This is a genomic window from Pristimantibacillus sp. Z349TD_6, assembly GCF_056173205.1.
The window spans coordinates 5,832,759-5,847,964 of sequence record NZ_CM149662.1 but is presented as its reverse complement, the minus strand read 5'-3'; the positions used below and the strand labels follow the sequence as shown (position 1 = coordinate 5,847,964).

The 15,206-nt window shown below is 44.1% G+C and carries 10 protein-coding genes; 8 read left to right on the top strand and 2 right to left on the bottom strand.

The window, feature by feature from the left end:
* Positions 1-12: 12 nt before the first annotated feature.
* From AC0VYE_RS25440 to AC0VYE_RS25430, 3 genes are all read left to right on the top strand, one after another.
* The gene (locus AC0VYE_RS25440; protein ID WP_475443293.1) at positions 13-1,776 is read left to right on the top strand and encodes an ABC transporter ATP-binding protein; all 1,764 of its coding nucleotides are present in this window, start codon (positions 13-15) and stop codon (positions 1,774-1,776) included.
* A 43-nt stretch (positions 1,777-1,819) separates the two neighbouring features.
* On the top strand, positions 1,820-3,556 hold the full coding sequence (locus AC0VYE_RS25435; protein ID WP_083681904.1) for an ABC transporter ATP-binding protein: 1,737 nt from the start codon (positions 1,820-1,822) through the stop codon (positions 3,554-3,556).
* 310 nt (positions 3,557-3,866) lie between these two features.
* Positions 3,867-7,586 (top strand): S-layer homology domain-containing protein, encoded by a 3,720-nt coding sequence (locus AC0VYE_RS25430; RefSeq protein WP_475443292.1) that lies wholly within the window; start codon positions 3,867-3,869, stop codon positions 7,584-7,586.
* A gap of 154 nt (positions 7,587-7,740) precedes the next feature.
* Here AC0VYE_RS25430 and AC0VYE_RS25425 read toward each other — a convergent pair whose 3' ends face one another.
* Positions 7,741-9,252, bottom strand: coding sequence for an MFS transporter (locus tag AC0VYE_RS25425; RefSeq protein WP_475443291.1), 1,512 nt, complete (start codon positions 9,250-9,252; stop codon positions 7,741-7,743).
* A gap of 158 nt (positions 9,253-9,410) precedes the next feature.
* Here AC0VYE_RS25425 and AC0VYE_RS25420 point away from each other — a divergent pair, with 158 nt between their 5' ends.
* Positions 9,411-10,229, top strand: coding sequence for a MerR family transcriptional regulator (locus tag AC0VYE_RS25420; protein WP_475443290.1), 819 nt, complete (start codon positions 9,411-9,413; stop codon positions 10,227-10,229).
* 122 nt (positions 10,230-10,351) lie between these two features.
* The gene (locus AC0VYE_RS25415) at positions 10,352-10,558 is read left to right on the top strand and encodes a hypothetical protein (protein WP_076267682.1); all 207 of its coding nucleotides are present in this window, start codon (positions 10,352-10,354) and stop codon (positions 10,556-10,558) included.
* Positions 10,559-10,670: 112 nt separating this feature from the next.
* Here AC0VYE_RS25415 and AC0VYE_RS25410 read toward each other — a convergent pair whose 3' ends face one another.
* Positions 10,671-11,027 carry a hypothetical protein gene (locus tag AC0VYE_RS25410; RefSeq protein WP_475443289.1) on the bottom strand — a complete coding sequence of 119 codons (357 nt, stop codon included), beginning with the start codon at positions 11,025-11,027 and terminating at the stop codon, positions 10,671-10,673.
* Positions 11,028-11,309: 282 nt separating this feature from the next.
* On the opposite strand from AC0VYE_RS25410, the gene AC0VYE_RS25405 reads away from it, so the two are divergent.
* From AC0VYE_RS25405 to AC0VYE_RS25395, 3 genes are all read left to right on the top strand, one after another.
* On the top strand, positions 11,310-11,813 hold the full coding sequence (locus tag AC0VYE_RS25405; protein ID WP_076267683.1) for a sigma-70 family RNA polymerase sigma factor: 504 nt from the start codon (positions 11,310-11,312) through the stop codon (positions 11,811-11,813).
* On the top strand, positions 11,810-13,048 hold the full coding sequence (locus tag AC0VYE_RS25400) for an anti-sigma factor (RefSeq protein ID WP_475443288.1): 1,239 nt from the start codon (positions 11,810-11,812) through the stop codon (positions 13,046-13,048). The genes AC0VYE_RS25405 and AC0VYE_RS25400 overlap by 4 nt, the downstream gene beginning before the upstream one ends.
* A gap of 905 nt (positions 13,049-13,953) precedes the next feature.
* Entirely contained in the window at positions 13,954-15,114 is a 1,161-nt protein-coding gene (locus tag AC0VYE_RS25395) for a mandelate racemase/muconate lactonizing enzyme family protein (protein ID WP_441880365.1), read from the top strand.
* Positions 15,115-15,206 lie beyond the last annotated feature (92 nt).

Here is a 15,206-nt window from a genome sequence, read left to right as displayed (position 1 = left end):
AGCGTTTGATAAATGCTTAAGATTTTGAAGTATTTCAATCCCAAAAATGTTTGGTTTATCGTCATCAGTACTGCATTTATCGTGTTCCAGGTATGGCTCGATCTCAAGCTTCCCGATTATTTGGCAGAAATCACAAAGCTGGTGCAGACGGAAGGCAGCTCCTTAAACGAGGTATGGGAGCCAGGCGCCTATATGATGCTGTGTGCCATTGGAAGCTTAATTGCATCCTTCATCGTTGTTTATTTGGTGGCGAAGAGCGCTGCTTCGCTCGCTAAGAGGCTTAGAAGCCTGCTCTTCGACAAGGTTGAATCATTCTCAATGGCCGAGATGAATCAATTTTCAACAGCAAGCCTCATTACGCGTTCCACGAACGATATTACGCAAGTACAAACGATCGTGGCGATGGGGCTGCAGGTCATGATTAAAGCGCCTATTCTGGCAGGCTGGGCAATTGTGAAAATTTCAAGCAAGAGCTGGCAATGGACGCTCTCGTCCGGTATTTCGGTTGCACTGCTTCTTCTCATGATCGCGATCGTTATTTTGTTCGCCATGCCGAAGTTCAGAATGATTCAAGGACTAACGGATCAACTGAACCGAGTAACGAGAGAAGGGCTTCAAGGCCTGCGTGTCATTCGTGCTTATAATGCTGGACCGAGCCAAGAAGCGAAGTTCGAGTACGCAAATCGGGAGTTGACTGATGCGAATCTGTTCACAAGCCGATTAATGGCATTAATGATGCCGGTCATGAGTCTAATCATGAGCGGATTAAGCTTGGCGATTTATTGGATCGGTGCGTATCTGATTAATGGAGCGGATACAGCAGCTAGATTAGGCTTGTTCAGCGACATGGTCATTTTCTCGTCCTATGCCATGCAGATTGTCATGGCCTTTATGATGCTGTCGATGGTTTTCTTCATGCTGCCGCGGGCGTCGGTTGCTGCCAAGCGTGTCATGGAAGTATTAAATACAGAACCAAGCATCAAGGATGGCAGATCGAAATCAACTAATGCAGCGAAAGCAGGAGAAATTGAATTCCGGAATGTTAGCTTCAAATATGCGGATTCGGATGAATATGTACTTAGAGATATCAGCTTCGTTGCACGCAGGGGAGAGACGGTTGCGTTTATCGGCTCCACGGGTAGCGGCAAGAGTACAATGATGAACTTAATTCCGAGATTTTACGATGTGACGGACGGCGAAGTGCTTGTTGCGGGAATGAATGTGAAGGATTACTCACTGAAAGATCTGCATAACAAGCTTGGTTATGTTCCTCAGAAAGCCGTATTGTTCAGCGGAACAGTGACGTCCAACGTCGCTTATGGTGATAATGGGCATGTGGCTGGCTCGGCGGACGATGTGAAGAAAGCGGTAGCGATCGCTAAGGGGCAAGAATTTGTCGAGAAGCTGGAAGGCGGGTATGAGGGCACGATCTCGCAAGGCGGCTCGAATTTGTCTGGCGGACAGAAGCAGCGGTTATCCATCGCTAGGGCTATCTACCGTAAGCCTGACATTTACATTTTTGACGACTCCTTCTCTGCACTTGATTACAAAACCGATCGCCAGCTGCGTTCTATGTTGAATCAAGAAACAGCTGGAGCTACCAACCTAATTGTGGGGCAGCGAATCGGAACGATCAAGGAAGCCGATCTCATACTCGTTCTTGACGAAGGCAAGATTGTAGGAAGGGGCACGCATCAAGAGCTGCTTCAGACCTGCGAGGTATATCGTCAGATCGCGAACTCTCAGTTATCGAAGGAGGAGCTTGAAATTGGCTAAACAACAGGTCGCTACCAAGCAAAACATCGATTTCAAAGGCACAATGGGCAAGCTCGTCGCCTATTGCAAGCCGTACATTCCTCTTATTGTCGTCGCTCTGCTGTTGTCCGTGGTCGGCACGATATTTACGATTGTCGGGCCAAGCAAGCTGAAGGATATGACGGATCATATTACCAAAGGGTTAATGGGCGAAATTGACATGGACGCGATTAGCAGCATTGGTATATTGCTTGCTGTTTTATATGGATTAAGCGTCATCTTCTCGTTCTTCCAAGGCTATATTATGGCTACGGTAACCCAGAAGGTATCAAAAAGCTTGCGTACGCGCATTTCCCAGAAGATCAATAAGCTTCCGCTCAAATATTTTGATTCCACGAGCAACGGCGACGTGCTGAGCCGCGTCACGAACGACATCGACACGATCGGGCAAACGATGAATCAGAGCGTCGGGATGCTGGTTACTTCCGTCACGATGCTGGTCGGCTCTTTGGTCATGATGTTCTATACGAACGTATGGATGACGTTGACGGCGATCATTTCGACGTTTCTAGGATTTGCCTTTATGACCGTGATGATCAAAAAATCACAAACGCATTTCGTCCACCAGCAGGCGAATCTTGGTGCGATGAATGGCCATGTCGAAGAAATATACTCAGGCTACGATGTGGTTAAGGTCTATAATGGAGAGCGGAAGGCGAAGGAAACTTTTAATCAAATAAACGATAAATTATATGAAAGCTCATGGAAGTCGCAATTTCTATCCGGCTTGACGATGCCGCTCATGATGTTTGTCGGAAACTTCGGTTATGTGTCGGTTTGTATTGTCGGCGGAGCATTAGCGATGAATGGTCATATTTCGTTTGGTGTCATCGTTGCATTCATGCTTTATGTTCGTTTGTTCACGCAGCCCTTGGGGCAAATTGCACAAGCCGCGACAAGTCTGCAATCAACTGCAGCTGCAGCCGCGCGCGTTTTTGAATTTTTGGAAGAGAAAGAGCTTGAGGACGAGAACCATAAATCGAAGGTGCTTAAGGATGTTAAGGGGCAGGTCGAATTCCGGAACGTTTCCTTCGGATATGATCCAAATAAGCTCATCATTCACGATTTCTCAGCCCGTGCTTTGCCTGGTCAGAAGATCGCCATCGTTGGACCGACGGGTGCAGGGAAGACGACGATCGTCAATTTGCTGATGCGATTCTATGAGCTGAATGGCGGGGAAATCGCTATCGATGGCGTTCCGATCCATGAGCTTCCTCGGGAAAATGTTCATGAACAATTCTGTATGGTGCTTCAGGATACATGGCTGTTCGAGGGAACGATCAAAGAAAATATCGTTTTCAACAAGCAAGGGGTTACCGATGCTGATGTGAAGGCCGTCTGCAAGGCTGTCGGTATTGATCATTTTATCCGAACCTTAACGAATGGCTACGATACGGTATTGAACGAGCAAGTGAACCTTTCCGCAGGTCAGAAACAGCTCATCACGATTGCAAGAGCGCTCATTGCGAACGCCCCTCTGCTCATCCTCGACGAGGCAACAAGCTCTGTCGATACGAGAACGGAGCTTCTCATTCAGGAAGCGATGGACCGGTTGATGGCAGGACGAACTTCTTTTGTTATCGCGCACAGGTTGTCTACGATCAAGAATGCCGATATTATTCTCGTCATGAAGGACGGCGATATTATCGAAAGCGGCAATCATTACGAGCTTCTTGCGGCAAACGGCTTCTATGCCGAATTGTACAATAGCCAGTTTGAGACTGCGGAAGCGGCTTTGTAAAGGGGGCATGTACTCCAAAAAAACTAAAAATCGTGGAATAGTCGTCAATCCATAGTGTAGAACTTAGAGAGGCGCTGGGGTAAGTACGATGAATTAATTCCGCGGAAATAGAAAACCCGATCGAATGAGATCGGGTTTTTTTGTATTTCCTACTCGCTTTTTTTCCATCACAGCTAAACTCGAAAGGACGATTGATTACAATTTTTGTGAATAAAAATAAAATTTCTTAATAGTTAAGGAGGTTTAATTTTACAATGCACTGTTATAGTTCTCATTGACTAACCATTTTACTAAGGGAGAAGGAAACGTAATGAGAGCAAAAGTATTACGCAAGACAATAGTCATTGCATCCATTATAACGTTGCTAGGAGGGGGACTACATACCGGCTTTGGTCAAAAAAACCATGTCTTTGCAGTAGATGAAGCATCGCCAAATATTATCGTTGAAGATTTTGAAGATGGAATCTCAGATGTGAAATTTAATCCTAAACGCATGTATGAGGCAACGCTGCACTTGGAGAACAACCAGAAGCATGTAAGAAATGGACAATATTCAGCTAGAATTGATTACGATATGATTGGCATCGTAGATAACCCTTCTCAAATTGAAGTCGGGTATAAAACAGGGAATATTCCAGTAACAGGCTACCCTACCAAAGTAGGCATGTGGGTTTATGGGAACAATGAAGGACATTTGCTAACGACAAAATTTAGAGATAAAGGCGGATCATCGTTTCAAGCAGAATTTTATGGTGAAAATCAGATGGGTGTAGACTGGTCTGGATGGAAATATATTGAGGCGGATGTGCCGCAGGGAAAACCAGGTCCGATCGTCCTTGAATTGTTTTTTCAATTGAAACAATCGAATATGAGCAAGAAAAATAAAGGCTCGATTTGGGTAGACGATATTACCTTTATCTATAAGGAACTTGATGAGGATAAAGAAGTTCCAACCATTAAACCTATAGCTCCTGCCCCAAATGAAGTATTAAACGCTCCGCTTGATGCATTGAAGGTGGAGCTGGACGATAACGGATCAGGTTTGGATCTGAATACATTATCTGTTCTTTTGGATGGAACGAATATAACGGATAAAGTGGATTATTCTGAAAATACAAAGGTATTAACCTATCCAGGTAATTATGTGGATGGCGGTTATCATGAGCTTGTGATTGAAGTGAAGGATAAGGTTGGTAACCCGGCAGGGAAAACATTCGCCTTCACAGTGAATGCAGGAGAACGATTGTTCATGACTGCTAACAAAGAAGCAACAAGCAACGAAATCTACTCTGTGCAAGTAGGTATCAAAGATTATTTGAATGCAGATCGTGCGGAATTTGCTTTAAATTATGATAAAGGTATCCTTCAAGTTGAAAGCATTACTCAGGCGACTGGAGTTGCCCTAACCTCAGATATTGATAATGAGCACGGGATGGTTAAAGTATCACTTAATAACGTAGCAGCAGCCCATAATGCCGTTACGGTAAACTTCAGAGTGAGCTCTCATGCTGCGCTGGAGCGTGGTGAAGCTTACAAGACCATAACCATGAGCAATACAAATCTAACAGCTGGCGAAGTTCAGACTAGCTCACCACTCGCTGCACCTATCCACTATACCATCGCATTTCCATATCAGCTGGAAATGACGGGAGTTGGTTTAGGCACGCCTTCTACATTTACAGTATTAGACCATGTGGGCAAGCCGTATGAAGGTGCGGACATTGTATTCATTGGATTATTAAAGCAAAGCTCAGTAGTTACCGTTAACACCGTAACGTCTAATGTATATGAGGATGACGATACGTCTTCTGAGGTATTAATGGTTGCAAAAGCTGGTGAACGTTACTATGCTTCTGCAAAAGCTGAAGATGGATTATTCGAAATTATTTTCGCAGATGGTCAAACAACAGGTTATATCTCTGAATCGGATGTTAGCAGTCAGTTATTGAACGGCAGCATTGGTAAAACAGATGCTAAAGGACAATTAATGACAGACCTAACTACATTGGCACTTGGAACCTATCAGGTTCAAGCGGTCAACGGTGATAAGAACAGTAAGGTTGTCAATTATGAAGTCGTGGAGCAATACGGTACAGATACACCTCAATATGTTCAAACCTATGTGGCAGAAGATATGTCTTCCGAGCTGAGCGCTGCTTGGCAAACCAAGCCAGACCAAACCATTACTTATCTTGAATACATTGAAGCGAGTGAATGGGGAACAGGAGAAAGCCCTGATATTAAACATGTAAAACAACATCAAGCTGAGAGTGAGCTTCAAGTGCTTAGTATGAAGGAAAATGGAACGAAGGGTGAAATCCGGTTTCATAATGCTCTGATTGAAGGTTTGAAAGCAGACACCGCCTATAAATATCGTGTAGGTTATGAGGGCAATTGGTCGGCATGGTATGAATATTCGACAGTGGATCAGAATAAAACAACACCGACCTCATTCTTGTTTATTACAGATTCTCATACGAATCAATCACAAGGCATACAAGCTTATCAAGAATTAATGACTAACGCTTTGAAACAACATCCATCAACACAGTTTATTATGCATGGCGGAGATATGGTTGATGTAGGCGGCGCTTTTGAAGAATGGCAAAAGTTCTGGCAAGCATCTGCGGTCTACGCAACAAAAATTCCAACGGCTCTAACATTGGGTAATCATGATGTGAAGAGTGAAGGGAAAGAAGTATTTACCAAAGGGGCGAATTTCCCAACGAACGGACCAGAATCTCAGCTTCAATATGCTTACTCTTATGAGGTTGATGATACTCATTTTGTCGTATTGAACTCAGAGGGTACAGAGGAACAAATGATAGATCAAGCAGCTTGGCTCGAAGAAGATTTAAATAAAAATGATAAAAAATGGACTATCGTTATGTTCCATCGTCCTGCTTACCATACAGAAAATGGTCGAGAAACCCTTGTTGAGTATACACAAACGTATTTTGCGCCTATTTTAGAAGAGAAAAAAGTTGATTTGGTTCTAGTAGGTCATGATCATGTGTATGCGCGTACCTATCCAATGCAAGATGGTAAGCCCAATAAGGATACAAATGAAGGTACCGTTTATCTTGATGGCGGTGCATCGGGCTGGAAATTTTATGATGGTACACAATATAATTATTTGAAACATATTTTTGATGAGGACGTGCCAGTATATTCCGCAATTGAAATTACTGAGGACGGGATTCATGTGGAAGCACGTACAAGTGCGGGTAATAAGATCGATGAGTTTACTGTCGTGAAAACAGCGGGAGTTGAGCCGACACCAACACCAACACCGACACCAACGCCAACGCCAACGCCAACACCAACACCGACACCGACACCGACGCCGACTTCAACATCAGCACCAATATCGACGCCAACATCAACACCAAAAGCAACGCCGGCGCCAACATCTACACCAACGATTACGAAACCAGTCTTCAACGACAAGATCGATGTGGATGTAGTTAAAGCTATCGTGGAAAAAGAAAAATCTGCTCCCGCTTTAAAATTTATGGACGTCCCGGCATCTTCGTGGAGTGCTTTAGCAGTGGAGCGTGCTGCTAAGATGGGGATTGTAAAAGGCTATAGTGATGGTTCTTATCATCCGAATGAAAATGTAACTCGCGCCGAGTTCGCCACGATGCTTGCAAAAGCTTTTGGTTTAACGAATTCAGACGGTGCTTCCTTCTCTGACACCAAAGGGCATTGGGCCTCAGAAGCGATTGCAGCATTACAGGCTAATGGGATAATTACAGGTTATAGTGATGGTTCTTTCCATCCTAATCAAAAAATTTCCCGTGCTGAAATCGTTGCAATGCTAGCTCGTTTGACGAACTATGTTCCTAGTACAACCAATCCGTTCTCGGATGTAGTCGCGAACTGGGCTTCTGAACCAATTAATGCTTTTGCTAGTGCAGGTATCGTAAGCGGTAAAGGCAACGGATTGTTCAAACCAAATGAATCTGCTTCCCGTGCCGAGTCAGTTGCGATGATTATTCGCTTGTTGGATAAATTGCTTGAACAATAAGTAAAGTTAATGGAATTGTAGTGTTGCATAACCAAGGTTCGCCATCAGCATGTGAAACCCCGACCTTAAGAGGTCGGGGTTTTTGTTTGTAGGAATGGAATGTATCTTTAATTGCTCCGCAATATAATCTCTTCAAACCTCTTTATTCAGTACTTTAATGATTGTGTTGAACGTTTACTGAATGACTTTGTTTCGATCGATTTCCTATCCATAATATAACTAATGAGGTTATTGCAAAAAATACGGATAACCCCAGAAGTATGACGAAAAAGGATTGATCAAAAGCTAAGCGCCCAGCCGCTTTCAACGCTTCGGAAGCCTGAACAGGCAACCCATCGGCAACCAACAGCGCTTCATCCAGGCTGTCTTTTACATTGGCAGGAACCTGAAGTCCCTCGGGGATATTCATAGCGAGCGTATACACTAGACCAGAAATGCTTCCGATGATTGCAATTCCGGACGCCCCTCCGACTTCATAGGCCACTTCCTCAATTGAAGCCGCCATCCCCGCTTTTTCAGGCGGTGCATAACTCATGATCGAGTGAGAAGCTGCCGTCATTCCTGCTCCCAAGCCTGCTCCGAGGAGTGTTAGTCCGATCATTTGTCCAGCAATGCCGGAATCAAATTGAAAGACATAAATCATCGTTCCCAAAGCGGCAGTTAGAAGAGCGAGGCCTTTGATATATATCACATTATAGCGATGCAATATTTTTCCGATCAGTGGACCTGCAATAAGAGCCGCTGCCGGTACGCTTAGCGTGATCAGACCCGCTTGCAGCGGACTCATTTCTACCACTAGTTGAAGTCGCTGAGTCACAATATACTGAACCCCGAGCTGTCCAAATAGACCGACTAAAGCTGTAATACATCCTGTCATAAAAGGAGATATTTTAAAGAGCGACAGGTCGAGCATCGGGTTTGGGCTTTTGAGCTGACGACGAATAAAGATAATCATTGCCACGATCCCGATAACGGCGGCAATTGCAGCAAGCATGGGGGACCCTTCGCGCTTTGCAAATTCTTTAATAGCAAAAACAATCGCCACCATGGAAATCATAATCTGAATGGAGCCGGTAAGATCCCACTTCGTATTCTTATTGCCTTCATGCTTCGGAACATATACCAGCGTCAAAACAAACGCTAAGATCGCGATTGGAACGTTGATCAAAAAGGCGGCACCCCACCAAAAATGCTCCATAAGCAGTCCGCCTACAAGGGGACCAATTCCTGCCCCTCCAGAAGCAATGGAACCCCAAATGCCGATCGCAAGTCCGAGCTCACGCGGGTCGGTAAATGTGACTCTAATGATGGATAATGTAGCAGGCATCATCATGGATGCCCCAACAGCAAGGAGTACTCGTCCTACGACCAATACAGACGGAGTTGGAGCAAAAGCCGCGAGGAGAGAAGTTGCCGTAAATACGAGCAATCCAAGGGCGAATATTTTTTTATGGCCGTAACGATCTCCTAGTGCCCCCATCGCCGGGAGCAGACCTGCCATAACAAGCGAATAACCGTTCAGAATCCATAGTTTTTCCGATGCCGAAGCACCTAGGTCGTAAGTTAAGCTTGGCATAGCCGTATAAAGGATCGTCGCATCCATTACAATGAGCAAAAGTGCGCTTGATACGACTGCCAGAACGATCCAACGATTGATACTGTTCATCTTGCTTTTCCCTCCATGTCATACAAAGCTAAAAATCTTCTGGACTTAACTCTAAACTACAGGGTTACCCTATTGTCAAAGCCAATTTCATTAGGTAAAATTTAGCGATAATCCTTGTATCGAATTATAAGATTTTCAGACTCGGAGGAATATTCAACATGTCCGATATTAACGGTCGCTATCTCACGATCAGCAAACTGGCGAGCATAAGCGGGGTTACAAAGCATACCCTTCTTCACTATGACGAGATCGGGCTTTTGAAGCCTGAATTTATACATGTAAATGGATACCGCTATTATTCTCATCGCCAATCCTATATATTGGATATTATTAATGTGCTTAAGAAGGCTGGGAGTTCTCTTCAGGAAATCAAAGGTTTTATCCAGAACAGGAACACTTCGAGTCTCATCGAGCTGTTTAATCAAAAGCATCGTGAATTGGAATCAGAGCTGCTTCGAATCAAACGGATGCAGGATATTTTGCAAAATGCCATTCAAATGACGAAGACATCGATGGAGACGTTGCGGGACAATCCTTCTATAGAAGAATGTGAAATGGAGTATTTAATCGCGACGCCGCTCGAAAAAGGGGACGAAGAGGAATTTGCTGTTAAGTTAAGTGAACATCGCAATTATTGTGAAAAACATTTTATCAATCACGAATTTCCGATCTGGGCGCTTATAAGCAAAGAAAGTTATGAATCCAGCACCTTTTCTTGGAGCCATGTAGCAAATAGGATTAAAGCGCCGATTTTGGGAGACAGAATGCTTATCAAGCCCAAGGGCTTTTATGCGGTTATGGACCATAAAGGTTCTTACGAAAGCATTTCAGAGGCTTGCTCCATTATAAAAAAATACATTGAGCGCAAAGGAATGAAAGTATGCGGGAATGTATACGTAATGGATTTGATCAACTACTTCTCAGAGATGGATTCGGATAGTTATGTTGTTCGGGTCTCCGTTGAAGTTACTGATTAGAACATGCTTGCGAATTTTGCGCCTAATGACTTCTGGTTGATATATAGTAAAAAAATAGGCAACATTCTTTGAAGGATAGTATTTGATCTTGTCGAACTGCTTAAAATAAGGAGGGCGGCTTAATGCGGATCGATGATTTTATTGGACATGTAGTCGTTGTAGAGTTAGACTCAACAGTTACCTATGAGGGTGTTCTTCTTGATGTTAAAGATCCTGAATTCACAGATTACGTAAAAGTAATTAATGCACAAAGTACGGATTGGTTGCCGAGGCAAGAAATCTATAAAATTGTTCCGGTTTATCCAAAACGCTTTATATCTGAGGAATGAAATTAGAATGCAAATAATAAGCCATTTTAGCAATGTTAACGGGGCTAAGATGGCTTTTTTATATCCAGATTCATTAAAGTTTGAATAGTCGTTCGATTCCATATTATTTGGACTATCGTTCGTCAATGGCTTGAACAGCTAGTCTCAACGCTTTAAGTCTTCTTTCTAAGAGCGTTCTTTGTGGACTGCCAGGCTTCGACTTCATGTAACTGTTCTCAACGGAAGGGGTTAAACCCAAAAGAACATCGCGAGCTTCTACTAAATTTTCTTGTGTGTATAGATGAGGTTTTTGATTCCAGACATTCTCTAAAATAGCTAAGCCAATGCAAACAGCATTAAGTCGTTTCTTTACTAAGGTAGTATTTGCGCCACTCTGAGTCATCTGGGATAAGGCGTTCTCGAGTTTATTGATTGTAGATTGCAGAGATTTTATTGATTCGAACTTATCAGCATCAGATACATTTTCCATAGTTAACGTCCTTTCCTGATTCTGAATTGATATATTTGGTCCTGTCTCTAATAGCTCCTCTAGTAACATACTACAACATTAATGCAATTTCTAAAGTGTGTCTATCCTATCTCTTGATTGGAGGTATACAAGGGGAAAACGGAGCGCTACAACGGAATGAACCAGGACAATTTCTTAACATTTGATAATTGCACAACTATATTCTTCTGGACGACTTCCGTTTTTTTGACTGAAACTGTAACTTTAGTTCGTCTGATTCGTGATTAGGGCAGGGGGGAGAAAATGAAGGGAAACCATCTGGATGATATTTACCAGCTTTATGTGCAGGATGTCTATCGCTACTTGCGTTCCCTCTGCTACGACCATCATACGGCAGAAGATTTAATGCAGGAGACCTTTTACCGGGCATATCTTTATTTGGAAAATTGTCATGACGAGAAGATCAAGCCATGGTTATTCCGGGTTGCCTATAATGCTTATGTGGATTACAAGCGCAAGGAGAGCCGCACAACACTGCAGACCCCTGATTATTTTCAGCGTCTCGCAGATCATCATACCCCGGAGGATGAGCTGTTGCGTCAGGAGCGTTGGCACGAAATCGGGCGGTCTCTATCCGGATTGCCGGAAAATCAGCAGCAGGCGATGCTGCTCGTTGATTTTAACCAGCTTACGTATCAGGAGGCTGCAGACATTATGGATATCCGATTATCACATGTGAAGATTTTGCTGTTTCGAGCACGACAAGCGGTACGGGGGCAGGATAGAAAGGGGGAGGGATCAGAATGAGTGAGGATTTCAAACGGAAGTTACAGGATTATGCTGATGGCAAGCTCACTAATGAAGAGCGTGAGGAAGTAGAGCGTGAAATGGAGAAGATGGAGGCTTATCAAGCTTATTTGGAGGAAGTTGTCACACAGTCAGATCAGGAGCTTTCCCGTGAGGGGGAGGATGGACAGACGACGCGTAATCGCATACCTTCATTGAAAGAAGCCGTTATTATCCGACGTGGCAAATGGAAGGCACGGGTGATGAATGTCTTTACGGTACTATCAGTCCTACTCGTGCTGACTGTGATTAGTATGATTATTACTGGTGTATTTTACGGGAGCGGCACGCCGGACCGGATGAAGGCTTACCGGGATGTTGTGGAGTCAGCAGTCGCAGTTTCCCACCCCAATCTGAAGGTCAATATGAATGGAACAGGCAATGCTTTTTTTACAATGGACTTTACAGGTAAGCTGAATAAGAGAGTTGGTGACGAAGAGATTGCTGTAGCAGATTTTTCGATGCGGTTTCTGTTGAATCTAGCCTCGGCTCCGCAGATTACTTGGCAGGGGAACATTATAGGGGGCAATAGTATTTTCTATCATCCCGATTATAAACCAACAAATCAAAGCGAACAGCAGGAGACTAACCGCCGGGAAGAGGAGCGCTTTAACCATAATGAGTGGGTAAAGCTCGAGAAGCTCCCAGAGGGAACTGTGGCAGAAGCTTATCTATCATTGGACCGGTTATTCTCGACAGATGAGCTATTAAAGCAATTCGAGCATAAGAACATGGAGCCAGTCTGGTTCGCGGTGGATACCGGTCTTGATCCGAAGCAAGTGGATAGCGGTGGAGCCATTACAAATCCAGTGGGTTTTCCATATTTTCCGATCTGGCAATCAGATGATATGACGGTGGACTTTTACTCAGAAGAAAAGACGGGATGGTTCGGAAAAGTGGTGTCCAGTGGAGGATCTTATCCATCACTCGAATCCTATGGAGACGGGGAAAAGAGGAATGGCTACTTCAAGAAAACCTTATACATGCTACAGAAAAATAAAGGTATTTCAACCAAAGTAGCTCCTTTTCTAGAGTTAGATCACACAATCAATTATGTGGAAAAAAATGGTGTAAGGCTGTATGGAGCAGTTATTACCGGCCCGGTCAAAGAGCTGCTAAAGCTGCGTGAGGAGCCGTGGGTCAGAGATATAAGGGTTGGTGAAGTACAGCTATGGAACTGGCAATCGCGCGAGTAGGATAGGAGATGTTAAAAAAGCAAGAAAGGAGAAGAACGATGAACATCATCCAGTATCGTGAAGAGGATCACTACGGGTTTATTCACTAACATATGGGTGATATGAAGCCATAGGAATCTAACAAAAAGATTGAAGGCTCTGCCGGGAGTAAATACCTGTGGCAGAGCCTTTATGTATTATAAGCTTAGTTAACAGCTGTTAACGTTGTCTCATAGGCATAAAGAAGAGCGGCAAGCATTGGATGAAGCTGGGCAAATCAAGATCGAAATCCTTTGGATAAACGAGGTGGCCGCTGGTTCAGCGGACGGGCAAATGAGGCTGTTCGGACTAACATTCGCTGAATATTGAATCAATTCTTCTTCTTTTTGAAAAAACCAAATAACACTGCAAAAATAATGACAACAATTAAGAAACCACTCAATGATATCACTCCTTTTTTGGAATTATAGCACGATCTGCACGATTGATAGAAGTGAATAAAAGCCAAGATTGGATATTGGATGACTTGGGAGGAAGGGCTGCCTAATGGTAGGGCTGAGAATATTGCACTGTCCGACAGCAAGTGGAGCATGGAGTTATCCGTCCAGAACAGAAACTGGATAGCGGCTTCTTAGGGGCTTTGTGTTGTCATTTATTTGTTATCCATGAACATAGCAATGGTTAGAGTTGCATCTTTAACTAAATCGAAGAGGCTGTAAGGCAGTTTGAAACACTGCTTTATGGCCTCTTTGTGAATGCGGCTTTCTTAACTTATGTTTTAGCACTAATGCTAACAGAAGAACATTATAGGATATCGATAGGATCGTTGATTTTATTGTGTAAAAAACAAGGATTGACACCAAGAAAAATACATCATATCATATCAACATAAAGATATGATCATTAAAAAAATGGAGGTTTTCAAGGTGAAAATTACGGACGTAAAAGTATGGTTGGTTGAAGGCATCAAATACAATTGGACGATGATCAAAGTGTATACCGACGAAGGCCACACGGGGGTCGGGGAAGCGACGAACTGGCCGGGAAGCCCGATTGTCGAAGCTGCCGCTAGGCATGTGGGCGAACGAATCATCGGTCTTGATCCGATGAAAACCGATTTTATTTGGACGAAATTGTATCGCGATTTGAACTGGGTGGGACCATACGGAGCAAGCCTATGCGCGATTAGCGGAATTGACATGGCGCTGCTTGATTTAAAAGGAAAAGTACTTGGCGTTCCATGTTACGAGCTGCTCGGCGGAGCGTTCCGCACGGAGATTCCGCTTTATGCGAATTACTGGTTTACGGGCGGCGGCCATAATGCGGATGATTATGCGGCACAAGCTCTCAAAGTGAAAGAAGCTGGCTTCGGAGGGCTGAAGTTCGATCCTTTTGCTCACACCAACTATTTATACGGAGAGGACTTGTCCAGCAATCTTTCTTTGACACCAGAGCTTCAGCAGAGAGCATATGAAGTCACGAAAGCCGTTCGCGAAGCGGTAGGATACGAAATGGATATGATGATCGAAACACATGCCATGTTGAACTTTAAAACGGCAATCACGATGGCAGACAAGCTTGCGGAATTGGATATTACGTGGTATGAAGAGCCTGTAGGACCCGAAAGCGCCGAAACATTAAAGGCCGTGCGTGAAAGGCTAAATCCTCGGGTTTCGATTTGCGTAGGGGAACGCCACTATACCAGATACGGAATACGTCCGATTCTCGAGAAGCAATTGGTCGATATTATAATGCCGGACATTACGCGATGCGGCGGCCCATCCGAGATGAAACGAATGGCGACGATGGCGGAAGCTTACAATGTGCAATTGGCACCGCATAACCCTAACGGTCCACTCTCTACGCTGGCGAGCGCTCATGTCTGCGCTTCGGTTCCGAACTTCTTCAGGCAGGAATTTATGTTCAATGATGTTCCATGGAGAGACGAAGTGATCGATCATCCGATTGAAGTAAGGCAAGGACATCTTGTGCTATCGCGCCGTCCGGGACTTGGCGTTGATTTGGTCGAAGAAGCTATGGAAGCGCATCCGGGTGTTCGGGAAGCAAGACAAGGGTTCTATGTTTAAACGGAAATTCGGCTTATGAAATCTATGGACCTCATTACGTTCAGCGTTCATGGAGATAACGAAGGATCGCCAATGAATGAGGAAGTTGTGCG

What these genes read in the sequence shown, in the direction of transcription:
- AC0VYE_RS25400 (WP_475443288.1), top strand. Translation starts at nt 11,810, where the DNA reads ATGAGTGAGGATTTCAAACGGAAGTTACAGGATTATGCTGATGGCAAG.
- AC0VYE_RS25430 (WP_475443292.1), top strand. Translation starts at nt 3,867, where the DNA reads ATGAGAGCAAAAGTATTACGCAAGACAATAGTCATTGCATCCATTATA.
- AC0VYE_RS25425 (WP_475443291.1), bottom strand. Translation starts at nt 9,252, where the DNA reads ATGAACAGTATCAATCGTTGGATCGTTCTGGCAGTCGTATCAAGCGCA.
- AC0VYE_RS25405 (WP_076267683.1), top strand. Translation starts at nt 11,310, where the DNA reads ATGAAGGGAAACCATCTGGATGATATTTACCAGCTTTATGTGCAGGAT.
- AC0VYE_RS25435 (WP_083681904.1), top strand. Translation starts at nt 1,820, where the DNA reads ATGGGCAAGCTCGTCGCCTATTGCAAGCCGTACATTCCTCTTATTGTC.
- AC0VYE_RS25440 (WP_475443293.1), top strand. Translation starts at nt 13, where the DNA reads ATGCTTAAGATTTTGAAGTATTTCAATCCCAAAAATGTTTGGTTTATC.
- AC0VYE_RS25420 (WP_475443290.1), top strand. Translation starts at nt 9,411, where the DNA reads ATGTCCGATATTAACGGTCGCTATCTCACGATCAGCAAACTGGCGAGC.
- AC0VYE_RS25410 (WP_475443289.1), bottom strand. Translation starts at nt 11,027, where the DNA reads ATGGAAAATGTATCTGATGCTGATAAGTTCGAATCAATAAAATCTCTG.
- AC0VYE_RS25415 (WP_076267682.1), top strand. Translation starts at nt 10,352, where the DNA reads ATGCGGATCGATGATTTTATTGGACATGTAGTCGTTGTAGAGTTAGAC.